The organism is Pseudomonas sp. SA233, assembly GCF_054792385.1.
Genome location: NZ_CP096450.1, coordinates 279921 through 296072, shown reverse-complemented (window position 1 = coordinate 296072; position 16152 = coordinate 279921). Strand labels below are relative to the sequence as shown.

General features: G+C 55.1%; 9 protein-coding genes. 2 read left to right on the top strand and 7 right to left on the bottom strand.

Annotated features, from left to right (window positions below):
• Positions 1–1220 precede the first annotated feature (1220 nt).
• From M1D87_RS27955 to M1D87_RS27935, 5 genes are all read right to left on the bottom strand, one after another.
• Positions 1221–1688 carry a hypothetical protein gene (locus tag M1D87_RS27955; RefSeq protein ID WP_023662217.1) on the bottom strand — a complete coding sequence of 156 codons (468 nt, stop codon included), beginning with the start codon at positions 1686–1688 and terminating at the stop codon, positions 1221–1223.
• Between the two features lie 2306 nt (positions 1689–3994).
• Positions 3995–4918 (bottom strand): ParB/RepB/Spo0J family partition protein, encoded by a 924-nt coding sequence (locus tag M1D87_RS27950; RefSeq protein ID WP_177328664.1) that lies wholly within the window; start codon positions 4916–4918, stop codon positions 3995–3997.
• Positions 4919–5028: 110 nt separating this feature from the next.
• Positions 5029–6150, bottom strand: coding sequence for a ParA family protein (locus tag M1D87_RS27945; protein WP_004574780.1), 1122 nt, complete (start codon positions 6148–6150; stop codon positions 5029–5031).
• Between the two features lie 436 nt (positions 6151–6586).
• Entirely contained in the window at positions 6587–7738 is a 1152-nt protein-coding gene (locus M1D87_RS27940) for a tyrosine-type recombinase/integrase (RefSeq protein WP_004574781.1), read from the bottom strand.
• A complete protein-coding gene (locus tag M1D87_RS27935) occupies positions 7735–8406 on the bottom strand; it encodes a hypothetical protein (protein ID WP_177328663.1) in 672 nt (223 codons plus the stop codon). Before M1D87_RS27935 ends, M1D87_RS27940 begins: the two co-directional genes overlap by 4 nt.
• Positions 8407–9377: 971 nt before the next feature.
• Between M1D87_RS27935 and M1D87_RS27930 the strand changes: the two genes are divergently transcribed.
• The gene (locus tag M1D87_RS27930; protein WP_023662220.1) at positions 9378–10403 is read left to right on the top strand and encodes a DNA-binding protein; all 1026 of its coding nucleotides are present in this window, start codon (positions 9378–9380) and stop codon (positions 10401–10403) included.
• Between the two features lie 112 nt (positions 10404–10515).
• Positions 10516–10977 carry a hypothetical protein gene (locus tag M1D87_RS27925; RefSeq protein ID WP_023662221.1) on the top strand — a complete coding sequence of 154 codons (462 nt, stop codon included), beginning with the start codon at positions 10516–10518 and terminating at the stop codon, positions 10975–10977.
• Between the two features lie 57 nt (positions 10978–11034).
• Here the strand turns inward: M1D87_RS27925 and M1D87_RS27920 are convergent, their stop codons facing one another.
• Both M1D87_RS27920 and M1D87_RS27915 read right to left on the bottom strand, forming a co-directional pair.
• Positions 11035–13536, bottom strand: a complete 2502-nt coding sequence (locus M1D87_RS27920; RefSeq protein WP_144000599.1) for an HD domain-containing protein — start codon at positions 13534–13536, stop codon at positions 11035–11037.
• A complete protein-coding gene (locus M1D87_RS27915) occupies positions 13533–16067 on the bottom strand; it encodes a DNA topoisomerase (protein ID WP_024717739.1) in 2535 nt (844 codons plus the stop codon). The genes M1D87_RS27920 and M1D87_RS27915 overlap by 4 nt, the downstream gene beginning before the upstream one ends.
• Positions 16068–16152: the final 85 nt, after the last annotated feature.

Genomic DNA, 16152 nt, shown 5'->3' with positions numbered 1-16152 from the left:
ATCTCCTGAAATGTGCCGTCCCTAGGGATTGGGCTTCCTAGGCATGGCACAATTTGCTGGAGCCCAATAAATACGGTGCCTCCAGCTTATCTGCGGCTCATAACTGGGCATATGTGCGAGCCCTAACGATGGCACTCTTCCCCAAGATTCGCGGCACCCAAACGCGCTAATCCTCAGCAATTGCTTTAGCAATGCTCTAACGATGGCACATTTCGATTCTTGAGCCTTATCAGACACCTACAGAGCCTCCACTGCCCCTGACGATGGCACAATTGAGGGGGCAAGGGTAGTAAGCCCCCCCCGTGGACCCCCTCTCTTACCTGATAGACTCGACGCACATTGCCTCCGTCTCTTTGTACTAGTTGAACGGAGCTCGTAAACGGCATCGTTGATATAGTTTTCACTGTGAAAAGTGGCATAAGCCAGATGAGCTACTGCACTAAGCGTGGCACATCTGGAGTGGACGCTATCTCCAGGACCATCATCTAACGATGGCACATTTGGTGGGCGGATCCTGCTTTAGGCTCTAGGCGTGGCACATTTGGCAATCTAGGCGCTCTCGATCCTCTAGCAATGGCACAATTCGCTGCTTTAGCTCGTATATCGGCCGGCGGATCCAGGGGGACGGGCCGTTGAGAGGGGCGTTCATCTAGCAATGGCACAATTTGACGGCGCCAGGTTTTCACGTGAAAACCAATGAGCACAGCGATGGCAGGTCAACAATCTGCCGTTGAGCGGGCGTGCTGGAGCCCTGGTGCCGGATGGATGTGGCAGGGGCTTAACCCGCGATGGGCGATCGAGTCGACCAGAGCAAACCGAACAAGGGGGCAGGCTTGGGTGGTCACGTTGCTCGTTAACCGTAGATCCCATCATCTCTGCCGGCGAAATCGCTGCGGTTAGTGGTAACGAGGTTGTGGTGCGTTCAGCGGTAGATCAACTGGCAACGGAATCGGGTCAGTCATGGCCTGTGACCTGCTCTGCAGCGGCTCTCTGGCTTGATGTGTGTAGCGAGTTTGCTGCGAAGGGGCCGACTGGTGCTAGACAACCGCTCCGGCGCTCATGTTAGCCGCCCTCCTACAGCACTCTGCCTCTCAGTCACTTCGCATACTGCAGTAGCTGCCTACCATGCTGTTGTTAGAGCCCTTACGCCAGCGTGGGTGGTGCCTGGCCAATTCGACAGGCAAAAAAAAAACCCCGCTAAGGCGGGGTCGTGGGGTTTATCAGAATGCGAACATTGGATCACCTGTATCCACTGCACCATTCGGCGTTTGGCTGTTTGGCGTTGCAGCATCAGCTGATGGCATTTGCTGGCTAGCTGGCTTTACTTTGGGTGAAACCGAGAGGCTGATGAATGGTGCTCCACCGTCAACGCCTTCCTTACGCCATCCCGCGATCCGCATTTCGTGGTTGAAGCCGAAGCTCCCCGCGTAGTCGGGACCCTTTTCCTTCTTGTCGGCCTCCTTGAAGAGGCTCGCGTTGATGCCACCCACCGACAGCGAATAGAACTTATCGTTCGTACCCTGCTTCTGCTTGACCCAGACGGCTACCTCAAGCTTGAGCTTCTGGTTGCGCTCCTTGTTCAGCGGGAACTCCATGTAGCCGACCATCACAGGTGCTGCGTCAGACGTGCGGTTCTTGTTTTCAAAGATGGTTCCAGAGCCTTCACTCAATACCAGTGCAATAGACATGCGTTTCTCCAGATCTGATTTGGGGGCGTTTACGCCATAGGTTGTACTGCTGATATGCAGCACATGGTTGTGTATCCGCTATGTAACACGTAAACGTACGCTATATGAATCGAATGATAGCAGGTTGTGGTTTGGCTCCGTGAACCTAAAGCACGCGAAGGATAGGACGGTACTCCATTGTGGTGGTACAGGACCTACCTAGGACCTGCTAGCACAAACCGTGGGAATGGGTACTGGCCTATATCCGCTAATCGAGTCAGCCGTGCTCGCTCCCTAGTCAGCCCGGATGATGCCTGTCGGCTTTCCACAACCAGAGCTGACCGTTGGGTTTTGCCGCTAAAGGTTGAGTCGCTTGGGCAGCATCAAACCAGGATCTATGGCCTGGCATGAGACATCCCTTTTCACTGTGAAATGCCAGGGACCAACCAGGCAGAGACACACGTCCTGGAACAGCGATCGAGGTGCCCTAGTTTTCACAGTGAAAAGTCTCAACCTTCTCGTGTTTCAAGCCTTGGCATGTGGCTCTGTACCTGGGAAACCTTTTCACTGTGAAAAGCCCGCGAGATGTTGATCGGCCTGCTCGTGTAAATCAGGTCTGGTCAGGCGACGCTTCGTTGATGCTCCGAATGATTGAGTCGCTTGGGAAGCATCAAGCTGTTCCCCCTTGGGGCAGCGCAGGTCTACCTTTTCACGGTGAAATGGTTGGAGCCACTCAAGTGGAGTCATCTACTGGAAAGTAGGTACATGCGTTAACAGCAAAAGCTGAGAGTCGTGGTGCTTGGAACTTAGAATCTGGTGACCAGGTTTCTACAGTGAAAACCTGGCATATCTCGTTCGAGCTGCTCTCGGCCAGTGGCTCTAAGCCGGGGATGCCTTTTCACTGTGAAAAGCTATCCATGATGAGGGTCGACCTGCCGGTGTGCATCAGGTAGAGGCGGAGCGACCGTACAAGCGTTACCCAAACAAGGGCTAAGGCGCTGGGTAGCATCAGCCCAGCAGCTCGGGACTGTTCCTTTTCACTGTGAAATGCAAGGCCCCCTCCGGCAAGACAGCTCTTAAGGTGCAACTGCATCCCATGGCCGGTAGATGGTTTGAGGCTCACAGCCTGGATCGGAAAATGAGGCGCGATTTTCACAGTGAAAAAATCAGGCAGGTCGCGTGCTTGCGCCCTTGGCCAGTTGCTCAAGATCAGGGAGAGATCTTTTCACAGTGAAAAGCCCAGCGGGATGCGTATCAGCCTGCCCGTGTTAACCGGCTCGCCTCACGACCAAGAACCTGGTTGTACCCAGTGAAAGGCTGCAGCTTTTGGACTGCATCAGGTCCCATTGAGTCGACGTTTGGGTATTCCCTTTCACTGTGAAAGGGCGGCTTAAGCCTATTTGAGAGCGTGGGGGGCCTATCCTCGTCATCCCCAATGCTTGCCACTATATGTGGATCGTTCGAGGCGCAGATGACGTCCAGGAAAGCTCATGATTTCACTGTGAAAGGGTGGTGATTAAAACCCTCGCCATGGGGTTGAGTGCTTGCAGTTGATGCGTGGTCATTCACAGTGAAAAGACAGGCAGGCCGAGTGTAGAACTGCCCAGACCAGTCTGAGCAGCTGGTTCGTTCACCGGCCCATGTTGAGGTGCTTTTCACTGTGAAAGGGTGAGCGGATCTGATCGACACCGACATCAGCCTGTGGGAGATGCCAGTGATATCGCTCTCGTTGATCTTAGAGCTCAGTTCTGGAGCGCAGCCTGTAGCCGGCAGTCAGGACGGGGCTCCAGTCTCATTGGGAAGCGTGTATGAGAGCTACAAATTCCCCCAGTCGGCGCGCAGTGGCTGGAGGCGAGGAGTCGGCCTGGGCGAGGGGCAAGCTCGATGGACCTTTTCACAGTGAAACGGTCTCCACGCGGGCATCTTCGTTGCTGCCCAAGCAGGTAGGACGATGTGCACAGTGGTAACTGTGCAGTGTGCAGTTATCACTGTGCAGTATGCAGTGAATGGTGCGTTGTGCGTGTTGGTTTGAGCAGCAAGATCTGATCACCAGGCTAATGCCGACTGTTAAGTCAGACGCCTGGTCGGGACACCCCCGATGATGAGTGAAATTTTCACTGTGAAAAGATGCGAGCGAGCTGATTTTCACAGTGAAAACTGGGCAACGGAACCTGGAATTTCACTGTGAAAAATAGGAGCTAAAAGGAGAAAACGCAGGATGAGATTTTCACAGTGAAATCGTGAAAAGCCAGAAATATCAGAGGATTAACCGGGGGAGGGCGTAGACGCCACGCCGCCGGAGGACCCGGCGGCGGAGTGGCAGCGAATTAGCTACGAGCTTTGAGCATCTCCTCGATGTAGGCGAGGACCTCCGCTGGATCAATGCCTTTGGGAGGGGTGAGGATCAACTTGCGCCCATCAATACGAGCGTCCAATTGGGTGCGCTCTTTATAGTCGATCTGCCGTGGAGGGATTGGTGCTTGAGGAGAAGTCTTGCGCCGGACCTCGCCCTTGGCCCAGTTGATTGCGCTGTCCTGGGACGCACCTTCTTTAATTCGGTTGGCGGCTGCCAGTACGGTTTCAGTATGTCCCTTGTCAGCTAGAGCAACCATCTCCGAGACAACCCTATTACCAATCAGGTCAGGATCTTCTTCCAGCAGTGAAATGACACCCACAGGCAGCTTGAAATAAGCAAGGCAGCGGCTGATCGTGGCCATGCTACGGCCGACACGGCGGGAAAGCTCCGCCTGGGATTGCACAACCTTGTCATCGAGAAGCTTCTTGTAACTCGCACCTCGCTCGAAATCAGTAAGGTCTTCCCGGGCGTCGTTGTCCGTAACCGACAAGATAGCCGCTTCAGCATCCGACAGATTACGGATGAGCGCGTAGATGTGGTCTTTGCGGAGCAGCTCATGGGCTAGGAACCGGCGCTCACCGGCAATCAGCTCGAAAGTACCGTCCGCTAGAGGGCGAACGATAATCGCGTTGTTGAGGCCTTTATCTTCAATCGTGTTTGCGAGAAGACCCAGCTTCTCAGGGTCGAACTTGCGGCGTGGCTGATACGTGCCTCGGCGTATGAGCGTCAAAGGCAAGAACGTCGCCTCGCCTGGCAAGCGCTCCCCGCTCAAGATTATGTCATCAAGGCCCGGCTCATGAACGTGATCCGCCTGAGCAACAGGTGCACGATCAAGCGGCTCTTTTGAGCTGCTTGTGTCCTCATCAAGGTGCAACTCACTCAGCACATCACTCATCGGCCGGAGGTTGGCCTCCGGAATCACTTTAGGTACGTGAACACCTTGAATGCTGCTCGTACCCTCAGCTGTCGGGATTACGGTTGGTTTGCCAATTGGGCTAGAGCTCCTCATTTACCCTTCTCCAAAACCGTTTTGATTCTTCCAACCATTTCCTCAAATACGCTTCGGAACGCCCCCAGAGAGTTTTCGCTACCTTGCTTCCAGAGGGAGAGAGGAACACCGTCTTCCAAGCTTTTCGAGTAGTCCTCGGAGTGGAACAACTGTTGTTCTGTGACCTTGCCGGGGAACAAGCTGGACAAGCGAGCGAGGTTAGCTTGTAGACGTGGGCGGTTGCGCATGTACATGGTGGGAATTGCAACGATCTCTGGGGCCCGGCCGAAATCGGAGCTCATTTCATTGATCTTGTGCGCCAGACGGGAAAGTGCACGGAAGGAGAATTTGTCCATACGGATAGGGCACAGCAGGAAATCAGCAGCGGCAAGGCTGTTACGGGAAAGCATAGTTCCAGAGGGTGCGTTATCCATGATGATCACATCATAGCTCGACAGGTCGCAGTGCGGCAGAAGGCCTTTGCGGGCTCGCTCGATGAAAAGCGAATACCGGAAGTCGGCGCCCTGGGCATTCCGTAGCACAACGTCCATGTCGTCCAGAGAATCAAACGCTGGGATGAGGTGAGGGCCATGCTCGCCGAAAGGTTTCTTGATTACCTGGTCTAGCGTCATCTCAGTGAAGTTACCGAGGCGGATCAAGTTGCCGAGATGGCCCTCAACAGCTCTATCAGCAGGGAGGCCAAGCTCTACAAGCTCTTCGGTTGTTTGGTCAGGATCATAGCCCAGCATGCTGGACACATCGGCTTGAGGATCGTTGTCGATGATCAGGGTTTTGAATCCCGCCAAAGCGAACTCGATGCCGATATTGCAGGTCGTGGTGGTTTTTGCGGTGCCACCCTTCTGTACGTACGTAGAGCAGGTGATGGGGCGGGAAAAGCCTTTAGTGTTTCCATTCCCGCGACGAATCGAGGCGATCAAAAACATGTCAGCGAGCGTGTAGCTACGAACCTCAACGGATCCACGAGCTACACGAGCGATGTTGAGGTCGTTTTCCTTCTCTATGGCCTTGAGGGTCTGAGTGCTTATCATCAAGCGTTCAGCCACAAATTGTGGGGTGAAGGTTAACTGAGTGAAATCAGTGAAAGTGTACTGATCGAGGGGAGTAGCAGCTGCAGTCATGTGATTTACCAGTGCCAAGTAGGTAGGATGACCGCATTCTCATACGAATCCATACGGTCAGACAAGCATAAATGCGTTTCTACCAGATAGAGATAGGCCATAAACCGAAGTTTGTCATTAGGTCAGATCTCGAAGAACCAGCTGTCAACCGCATGACTGAATTGATAGTTAGACCGTTTTGCGGCATGAAATGTCGAGGGTAGGGCGTTCAGGATTAGGTAAGGGAGAGGCACAAAACAAAGGACAACTAGGCAGGGGGCCTAGAGCGAGCCCCGCGGTTGGCCAGGCATCGAGCGAGGTGAAGTAGGTCACGGAGCTCATAGGTGTGTCGGAGCTCAGGGCTCAGCAGACCTGTGCAGCGCTTGGCGCGACCTCATTCTGCGGCAGCGGCCAGCCGCTCGACCTCGATGCCGGCGGCCTTTGGCCTGCGGCAACACTACCGGTGTAGTCGCGGTGTGCTTAGTGTTTGGACGACCCCTGCATGCAAAGCGTCGTCTTCAGTGTGCAGATATCGGCTGGTTGTTTCGATTTTGCTGTGACCAGCCAGCGCCTTGATCATCACCAGGTCGCCGGTAGCTTTAGCCAGGTGGCTAAAGCACGAGTGGCGGAGCCAGTGTGTTGAGGCCTCTTCAAGCCGGTCGGCTAAATCAAATAGGCTGCGCTCAACAGCGAGGGCTGCAGCGCGATGCATGATGTCTTTGATCGATTTCAGGATGGTGTCGTTATGGGCGCGTTTGAGCTTTGAGTTCGAGGCTAGGAGGAGGGGGGTTGTGTCCTTAACTGGAACCTCACGTGGCAAACCGAACGCTTCGCGATACTGCAGTAGGTCCTCATAGAGGTCATCGGATATCGGTACATCTCGAATTTTGTTCCGCTTGCCCAGGACCTCCAACCACAGAACCCCGCTAGCAGAGCGCCTGATCTTGCCCATGGTTGCCCCAGTCGCTTCGAACGTCCGCACACCGGTCATGTAAAACAGGCTCAGCATGAAATGGTCACGGGCCCGTTTGCGTGGGCTTTTGGTCGCTGCAATAGCCTCGAATGCCAAGGCGATGGCAGCCTCGGGCAGCAGTCGCTTGATTGTTAAGTCCACTTCGACCTGTGGCTTTGCCACGAGCGATACGGGGTTCGCTTTCAGGCGTCCACCCTTGATCATCCATTTGTACATGCTGCCAATCTGGATCAAGGCATACTGCTGGGATGCTTTACTAAGAGGTCCTGCAAATGGTCTCCAGTCTGGGTTCGAGCGCTTGTGCTTTGTAGGTGATACCCAAACCTCAGTCGGCTGGGGGTTATCCATAAAGTCGATGTACTGGTTGATGTCCATCACCGTGATCTGTGAGAGCTGCTTACCCAGGGTGTGCATTGCCCAGAGAATGAACCTCTCCACTTCCTTTTGCATAACGCGCCTGGTCTTCGGATTTTTTCCTTTGGCATGGAGCCACATCCAGGCTGCTTCGATGTCGCTATCCGCTTGGATTACATCGACCTGATCAAAGTCGTCAGCTGACTCGCGATCGAGCAGAGCAACTTCTGACTTGGCCTGGAGGTAAGGAATTCCGTGTACGGCTGGAGAGTTCGTGCTCATCGTATGTCTCGCGTTTTGCCGTTGTAGACAAGGCAGTCGTCAATCTCATCGGGCTCGAACCAGCGCTGCGCCCCTGATGGTGCTTCGCACTGGTACTCTTCCTGTGCACCTCCAGCCGAATCGACGCCTTCCCGTGTGGCGATCACCACCAGGATGGCCCCATACGCTGCAAAGTTGTCGATCTCCCTGTCGACGACAAGCTCGGCGCCGCGGGTTAGGTACCGTCTCCAACGATAGCCGTCGGTATAGGCACCGGCGAAATCGTCATCATCATCGTCATCATCATCATGATCCCAATTGAAAGGCTTGGGTGTCGCAGCAGGGGGCGCTATCGCTTGAGGCATTTCAGTCGATGCTTCATGGACTGCAGTTGTCTTGCGCGGCCGTTTTGTTGGTGGCGCCAGCACTAGTCGAGCTGCCTTAACGGCGGCCTGTTCGTTAGGGCTCAGTGTAGGTAGAGCTCGCGCCAGATCGTCCCATTTACAGTCCCGGTCGTCGTCTGCTGCGATGCGGCTCATGTGCTCAGGGCGAATTGACCATCGGCAAGCCACATCTGCCATGCGCCATCCCTTCTGAACGATCAGTTGCTTGAAGTCATCTCGGGACAGTTTCCCCGGGCGCAAGAGCAGCAGCCCACGAGAAATCTTTGCATTTTTGGCTTGATCCACAGCGCAAGTCTTTTGTGGTGAAAGCCCTGATTTTAGGGCCTTTCATGGTGAAATCAAGTGGCTGGATGAGCTAGGTCGACTATGTCCGGTAAGCCCTGAAATGAGCCCAAATAACCGGATCCTCACGCGCTCCTGTGTGAAATCTGACGACCTTAGCCCCTGCGAGTTGATCAGAATCGACGTAGGAGCGGCATTCGAGGGCGGTTCAAACAAACCCTGGAAGGCGCTGCGGCTCATGAGCAAGGTGAAGCTGTGCTTTTGCTATGTCCTCGGAAGTAATTCTTAGGATGCTTGCGGAACTAATTCCCAGACCATGGCGTTTTTCCTCCAAGTCCACGAATTACTTCCGGTCGTTGGCTGTCATGCCTCGGATCGTGTGGATTGCCGCCGGCGTCCGTCTGCTCGACATAGAGGGCTTCTGAAGGTTTTCTGCAACTGGTCGGACCTTGGCCGGGCAGCGGTCGCTCCGTGCTAAGCTTTGGAGGATGAGCATGGATCGATTCGACGATGGTGCTCCGCGGATGCCGTGCCGCTTTGCTTTCGCATGTTTAACTGTGGTTGTGCATTTTTCGCATATATGACTGTGGTTTCGCATTTTTAGCTGACGTAGACACTTGATCTCCAGCGCAAGCAAAATTTCCAGAACCCATTGTCCATAAGGGTTTAGCGAGAAATCAAAAACGCCTCTCTGTAAAGCCAGCTACTGATAGCGATGGGCTTTTAGAGGGGCGTTTTTTTGCCATCTGAAAAATTCGTGATAATCGGAGATATTCACGAATTTATGGCTTCATGGATATGTATCGTATGATACACAATACATTTTTGTAGTTTTCGGGGCGTGGGTGTAAGCTCCGTCCAGGGCCGCACCGCCCCGTCTGATGGGCGCGACCTTGTTGCAAGCCAGCCTCTCGCCGAGCTTGTCGACGCACAGCCTTCTGACTTTTACCTATCTACCTATCAGGTTACGGCTAATGACCAGCACCGGAATTTCATCTGACAAAAGGCTAAGTACGCGGGATCTTGTGCATCTCTACGCGAGGGAGCTACTTGATGCGGGGCGCGAAGTGCGCCAGGCGGATATTCGTGAGTGCATTTACGCCAACCACGACATAAAGGCCTCGCCCAACCTGGTGTACGAGGAGATCAAGAAATTCTGGAGCGAGATAGGCCCTGTCCTGAGTGCCAGGCTGCGAAGACCTGGTGTTCCTGACGCGGTGTGCGAGAAGCTCGATGAGATCTGGGATGTGGCTCTGAGAGCGGCAACTGACTCCCATGCGGTTGAGCGTAAAGCCCTTGAGGCGGAGGCCGCAGCTGCCGTAGTTGCGGCAAGGGTGGCGCAGGAAAATGAACGGACTGCTTCAGCGAGCCTTGAGGCCCAGCGCCGAGAGCTGGCCGGACTCATGGCGGACAAGGAGCGGCTGACTGACCAATTGGATCAGGTGAGCGCTGATGTTCGACAGCTCCAAGCAGAGCTCGCAGAGCTCAATGCAAAGCTCGTTTCCTCAAGCCAGTCGCATAACGAGGAAATCAAGCGCCTTCAGGAAGTGCACCACGGTGCAATCGAGCGCGCCCAGGAGATGCATCGTGGAGAGCTTGAGCGCCTTCAGGAGCAGCTCAAGGCAGCCAACACGGCGACAGAGACTGCCCAAGCTAAGGCCGAGACCGCCCGGGTTGCCGCAGAGCAGCACCTTGAGAAGACCGAGAACCACTTGATGATGGAGACCGCAAGGGTTCGGGACGATGAGAGAGCCAAAACAGAGAGGGTCAGCAAGGAGCTGCAGCAATCGTTGACGCTGATTGACCAGTTAAGGATTCAGCGATCGAAAGCCACTGACGAAGCGGCTGAGATGCGTGGTCGGTTAGAGGCTACCCAGCAGGGTCTGCGCGCCCTAGAGGCCCAGAACAAGGAGCTAAGAGAGTTGAACACCACCCTGCAGACTGCCCTGCTGGAAGGCTTGAGGGATGCCAAGGCGGGATCGCTAGCAGCAGACGAATAGTTTGCCTTATTGACATTTTGTCAATTTGTCAAGTGCTTATTGAATGTTTCTGATGGATGGTGGTATCTTTGTGATGCATCATTTGGTGCACCAACATAAATGAGGAAATTACATGGAAATTAACCGCAAGACTTCATCGGACACCGACACCAACCTGAAAGCACTTCTGGATGTGTTCGCCCAAAACAACTTCCAAACAGTCATCTTTTTCGCAAGTACTACCGTCGGTGGGTCAGATGATGATGGTCCAGACACGAACTGGCCATTGATGGCGGCCTTGGTTCAGACCCTTCAAGGCAATTATGATATTTACGATGGATTGTTCCTGACCGCAAAACGGTACCCGCGCTACATGGAGGTGAAGAGCGTGCTGGATGCAGCCGTAGCGGTTAGCAACGGGAGCGTTCACTTTGCGCCAGCACCACTGCCGTTCACTGCTGGCAAAACGAAGGAGGACGCTCTTGCGGTGATGCTTTCAGTCCAAACCAAGGTGTTTGACCAAGATTCGCGAGCAGATTATTTCAGGCTGCTGAGCCGAGTGACCGAAAAGCAGCTCGCTGATATGCACAATTGATCATGCCTCCCTGGCTTTCTACGTGACAGCCAGGGAGTCATGGTCAGGGTCAGCAGCTCATAGGTCCAGTTGCATCGGTGCAACCGGAATGCCCACCATCACCACTCCAGGTGCAGCCTCTACAGTGGGCAACTTCTCGGTTCGAATTAGCGTGCTCAATTTCAGTTTAGGGTCGTAGATCATCAGGTCGGCCTCCAGCACGTAATCAAATCCATCCCTTGTCCCACAGATCGGAATTTCTGCCGCTTTCACTGCTGCGCGGATACCTTGCAGCTGCTCAGCTGAGCTGGATTTTTTCTTCCTAGGTGCAACGAATGCAGTGAAGTTGGCGCCCGCCTCTGCAAGTGCCTTGAGCGCCGCAGCCTCGGCAGCGGGGCTTACCCTCCGCGTTGGTACAGCGTCTGGATCAGGGATAGCTACCGCTACAGAAACGGAAACGACTGGGGCGTCATTATTCGGTACAGTGGCAGGGTAAGTACCCTCTTGTTCTGGCGCTGAAAGCCCACTTTGCTCGGTTGTATTCACCGGCGGAGGCTCACTGATCGCGAACGCGCCGAACACATCATCAACATCATCGACGTCATCGTTACCAGGCTGCCCAGATTCCAGATTTAGGAAGTCATCCTCTGGTTCTGCCTCTGGCCCCGGCCCAAACGAGCTGAGCGACAAGCTCTGTAGATCGTCGTCTAGTAGGTCGTCATCATCACCGCCGCTCACGATCGGGTCGTCATCATCTAGTGCCGCTTGCGCATCAGCTGACATACCAGTTTGAGCGTCGTGCTCGTCGCTGGCCTCGTTAGCCGCGGTGCGGGCTGGCGAGGAGCTTTGATGTGCGTTTACATTGGTCGTCATAGCACCTGGTTTCGCTCCACTGGTGACAGCAGTTGCAGGTTGACCCTGCTCCACATCAGGCTGAGCTTGTGGTGCTGGTGCTGGTGCTGGTGCTGGTGCTGGTGCTGGTGCTGGTTGTGGCTTCGGCTTCTCTTCCTGCTTGCCGGCGATGTTCACCTTCGCTGCAATCTCAGCGCTGAACCCGCGAGCAACAATCGCCCGAAGCGCATCAGCTTCAGTGATACCCAGGTTGTGTGTGAACAATGGGCGCTCGATGTCCAGCTTGGTACCCATGTTGGGCAAACCACTGAGGCCGGCAAGCTCGGGGGTCGTGGCAACTGGCAGTACAATGATGCAAGGCTCCCAGGTAGTCAGATGTGCACCTGTTTGTGCGTTGCGCAATGACACCGAGTACATCGGCAAGAACCGGCTCATGTCGGCATGATTGTGCCGCGAGTACAGTAGCCCTTTTTCCTGGAGGGTTGTCATCAGGTTGAGGGTCATGCGGTAACGGCCCTCACCCTCCTCCAACGACCAGCCCATTTTGGCCAAGATCAGAGACCGTAGGTCCTTTTCCCTGATGACGATCAGTCCGTCATGCTTCTGAGCAATTTTGAGCGTGGAGTCCTTGGCCTGGTCACCGGTGCCGTTTACCCTGCCGTACTCCGTGATGATCTCGACGAAGCAGTGATAAATGGCGTTGGACTCGTCCTCAGAAATCTCGTGATCACTCAGTGTCTCTGTGATACTCGACTCGGCCGTGCCGGTCTTCTTGTCTACCAGGATCAAGAACTCCATGAGGGCTGTCATGCGGTCATCCAGGCTAAGGCCATTGCGGTCAACCGGGAAATCACTTGGGTGGTGGTAATGTGCAATGACCAGGTTCACGGCTTGTCGATCGCGTGCAGGGAGGGCCCAGTATTCTGGGAAGCGAGCAAGAATTCTCGCACCCAGGGCGTCGTGGGAGATGCGGTTGTCATCCTGAGGGGTGAGCGCTCCGCCCTCCTCCTGGGTTTTCACGCTACCGTCGGGTAGGAGGACGTAGGCTTCGAGCTTCCCGATATCGTGCGCCAGGCCCAGAATCGGGATCAGTGGATCAGTAGCGTCAAATCGATATTCCTTGTTCTTCAGGTCGATGATTTTGAACTTGGGCTTTCCACGGGCCTTTACGTAAACCCCGTCGAATACGTAAGTGCCAGCGTCCTCCAGCGCGGTGTCTGCCACGGCCAGACAATGCTCCCAAAGCCGGCGATTTCCGTGCCCCCCTTTGCGATGCGATGCGGGGAAGTGAGCATGTGCAGAATAGGTATCCCAGATGGCCCAGAAGAACGCTACATGGGCTGGCCACTTCTTCTCATTGGCGGCAACCCAGGCGAGCACTTTTTTGCTTGCAATGGGTAGGCGCTTTGACGCAGCCTCGACGCGAGGTAAAGCCAAGGTGGGCATAGGAACTTTGCCGAGCGTCGAGCGGGCGCCGTTGAGGGTGTTTCCTTTCTTGCCGGCGTACAGCTTGTTCAGTGCAGACAACCTGGTGAACCAGATAAACCAGACACCGATGAACAGGCCGGAAACAACACCCAGAATCCAGTGTGAGACGTTGTAGCCCACCAGAGGCCAGCTATCTAAAAACTCTATAGGAGAACCGCCGAAGGCCCGGGCAGTGAGCAAAAGCCACCAGAAACCGAACACGATGGCCGTTGCGCGTATGACCTTGTTGTTGGCGTTCACAGGAAAGCTCCGCTGTCTGTCTGGATCGTTGGAGACGGCGCCCCGTCAGAACTTGCTGGTTGTTCCTTCGGTACCGGAGTCCCGTTATTGTCTTTCACGGTGTTAGAGCACCCACCGCCCCCCTTCACAAAGCCACTGCAACCCCAGAAAGGAGACTTTTCAGCATTCCGCAGGTACATGGGTTTACCGCAGAGGTCACATGGAAATGACTTCGGCCGCTCCACTGGATCGCCGTCGCGATCGTTCATGGTGTGATTGCACTGCTCTCGATCAACGCAGGCCCAGAAGTGCCCTTTGGGGGCTTTGATTTTGCGCATGCCGCCTTGGCATTTCGGGCAGGAAACGACATTCCCTTTGGAGTCCCGAGTGTTCGCCGTCGGGTCGAAGTAAAACTCGACCTTGCCGGTGTCGAGCAGCTTCAGCCCTGCCTCGAACTTGGTGGATTTCTTCGGATTGACAAAGCCCTTGAGCCCAAGCACTACCTTGTCCCGGAGCAAAGTTTCTGCTTCCGATACTTTTAGCATGCGACTGGCAATCTCCCGCCATATGGAAAATCCGCACTGCCGCTCGCACATGAACGTTCGGGCCTGGATCTCAACTGCGCCACCACAGGTGGGGCAAAGAGCGCCAAGCTTCTTGACCTGGACACCTGCGTATTTGTTCTTGATGGTGTCGAGGATTGCCGTCGTCAACTCTGCAAGCTCGGACTTAAAAGCGTCCCGCTTGTACGCCCCCTTTTCCATCTGACGGAGCTTGTGCTCCCATTCCCCGGTGAGAACTGGCGACGTAAGGGCATCGATGCCGTTGTCGACCAGGAAACGGTAGACAGTCATCCCCTTTGCGCTGGGAGCAAAGTACTTCTTCTGCTGGATGAGATAGGGCTCTTTCTTTCGGCCGGCACCGTCCTTGGTGGATTGGAGCGATTCGATCATTGCAGAGCGCGTGACCGGTGTACCCAGTCCCCGCTCTTTCATCGCCTCACGAAGGTCTTCATCCTCTACCAGGCGCCCTGCCGTCTCCATCGCGCCCAGCAACGTGTCCTCGGTGTACCGTTCTGGAGGCTTGGTTTTGAGCATCTTCAGCTCGATGCCCTGCGGAGTGACTGACTCTCCCTTGACGTACCGTGCGAGCTCTTTCTTGTCGTCGGAGTCACCATCTCGATCGGTTGCGTCCTCGACGATCCCGGCTCCGTAAACCACCATCCAGCCTGGGGAGACAAGCACACGACCAGTCGACCTGAAGAGTTCGTCAGCCACCGTCGTAAGCCGGACAGTCACCGAATACTCAGCCGCTGGATGGAAAACGGCAATGAAGCGCTTGACGATCATGTCATAGATTTTCTGAACGTCCGGCTCTAGGTCCCCTGCTCGCTTTCCGGTAGGAATGATTGCGAAGTGGTCCGACACCTTCGTCGAGTCGAAAATCTTCTTGTTGGGTCGCACCCAGCCTTCATCTAGCACGCGTTGCGCGTGCTCTGCATAGGGGGTTCCTCCAAACATCCCCATGACCTTCTTCGTGTCGTTGATTGCGTCATCAGGGAGGTAAGCCGAGTCTGTTCGTGGGTAAGTGGTGAGGCTGAGCTCCAGGTAAAGCTTCTGCGCAATCTCCAGCGTGTAAGCTGCAGAAAATCCAAGCTTGCGGTTCGCCTCGCGCTGAAGTGAGGTGAGGTCGTATAGCTTGCCAGGGCCTGTCTGGGCAGGCTTGACTTCATCCACCACACTGCTCGGTGCTACTCCAGAGCACTTGCTGATCAGAGCATCCGCTTTTGCTCGATCCATGATCCGGTGCTGGGATCCGCCCTTCGCCTCGGAGGGCTGTGGTGCCACCCACTTGCCGGTGTATTTACCAGCGGCCACCCCAAAACTGCCGTGCACCTCCCAATAGGGAACCGGTCGGAAGGTTAGAATGGCCAGCTCCAGAGCACAAACCAGGGACAGCGTAGGGGTCTGCACGCGGCCGAGCGGGAAGATCTCTGCTTTGGCTGTCTCACGCTCGTAGAGGCGGGAAATCCCCCGACTTGCGTTAATGCCTACGATGTAGTCGCCCTCGCCTCGTATCTCAGCCGCCATTGCAAGGTTGTCGAAGTCAGCGCCGGGCTGCATATTCTTGTATGCCTGGCGGATGGCGTCATCGACCATGGATCTCATCCACATCCGAAGCATCGGCTTTGTGCACCCAGCCATCTTGTAAATGAGCCGAAAAATCAGTTCACCCTCGCGGCCGGCGTCACACGCGTTCGCTACAGCAGTGACATCCGGGCGCCGCATAAGGCGTTGAAGCACGTTGTAGAACTTGGCCTTGGGCTCGATGACCCTCAGGTCGAAATGGTCAGGGATCACTGGCAAATTGCCGATGTCCCGCCCGGCCTTGGCCATTTCCTCGGAGTAGATTTCAACCAGGTGGCCGGCCGCGGGGGCAAGAATTGCGTTCTCGCTCTCAAGCCATGTTTCCACCTTACTGAAGCCCCCGACCGCTTGCGCGATAGAGACCGCTACGGTTGCTTTTTCAGTGATGATCAGTGTCTTGCCCATTGCGGCTTAGTCTTCCAATACAGAATTTGATTTCTTCCTCAGCTGCCGGCTGTGACTGATGGCTGAGAAACAACAAAGCCACCGA

Excerpts from the sequence above, each read along its gene's own strand:
- M1D87_RS27950 (WP_177328664.1), bottom strand. The coding sequence starts at position 4,918 with ATGAGTGATGTGCTGAGTGAGTTGCACCTTGATGAGGACACAAGCAGC.
- M1D87_RS27925 (WP_023662221.1), top strand. The coding sequence starts at position 10,516 with ATGGAAATTAACCGCAAGACTTCATCGGACACCGACACCAACCTGAAA.
- M1D87_RS27955 (WP_023662217.1), bottom strand. The coding sequence starts at position 1,688 with ATGTCTATTGCACTGGTATTGAGTGAAGGCTCTGGAACCATCTTTGAA.
- M1D87_RS27945 (WP_004574780.1), bottom strand. The coding sequence starts at position 6,150 with ATGACTGCAGCTGCTACTCCCCTCGATCAGTACACTTTCACTGATTTC.
- M1D87_RS27930 (WP_023662220.1), top strand. The coding sequence starts at position 9,378 with ATGACCAGCACCGGAATTTCATCTGACAAAAGGCTAAGTACGCGGGAT.
- M1D87_RS27915 (WP_024717739.1), bottom strand. The coding sequence starts at position 16,067 with ATGGGCAAGACACTGATCATCACTGAAAAAGCAACCGTAGCGGTCTCT.
- M1D87_RS27940 (WP_004574781.1), bottom strand. The coding sequence starts at position 7,738 with ATGAGCACGAACTCTCCAGCCGTACACGGAATTCCTTACCTCCAGGCC.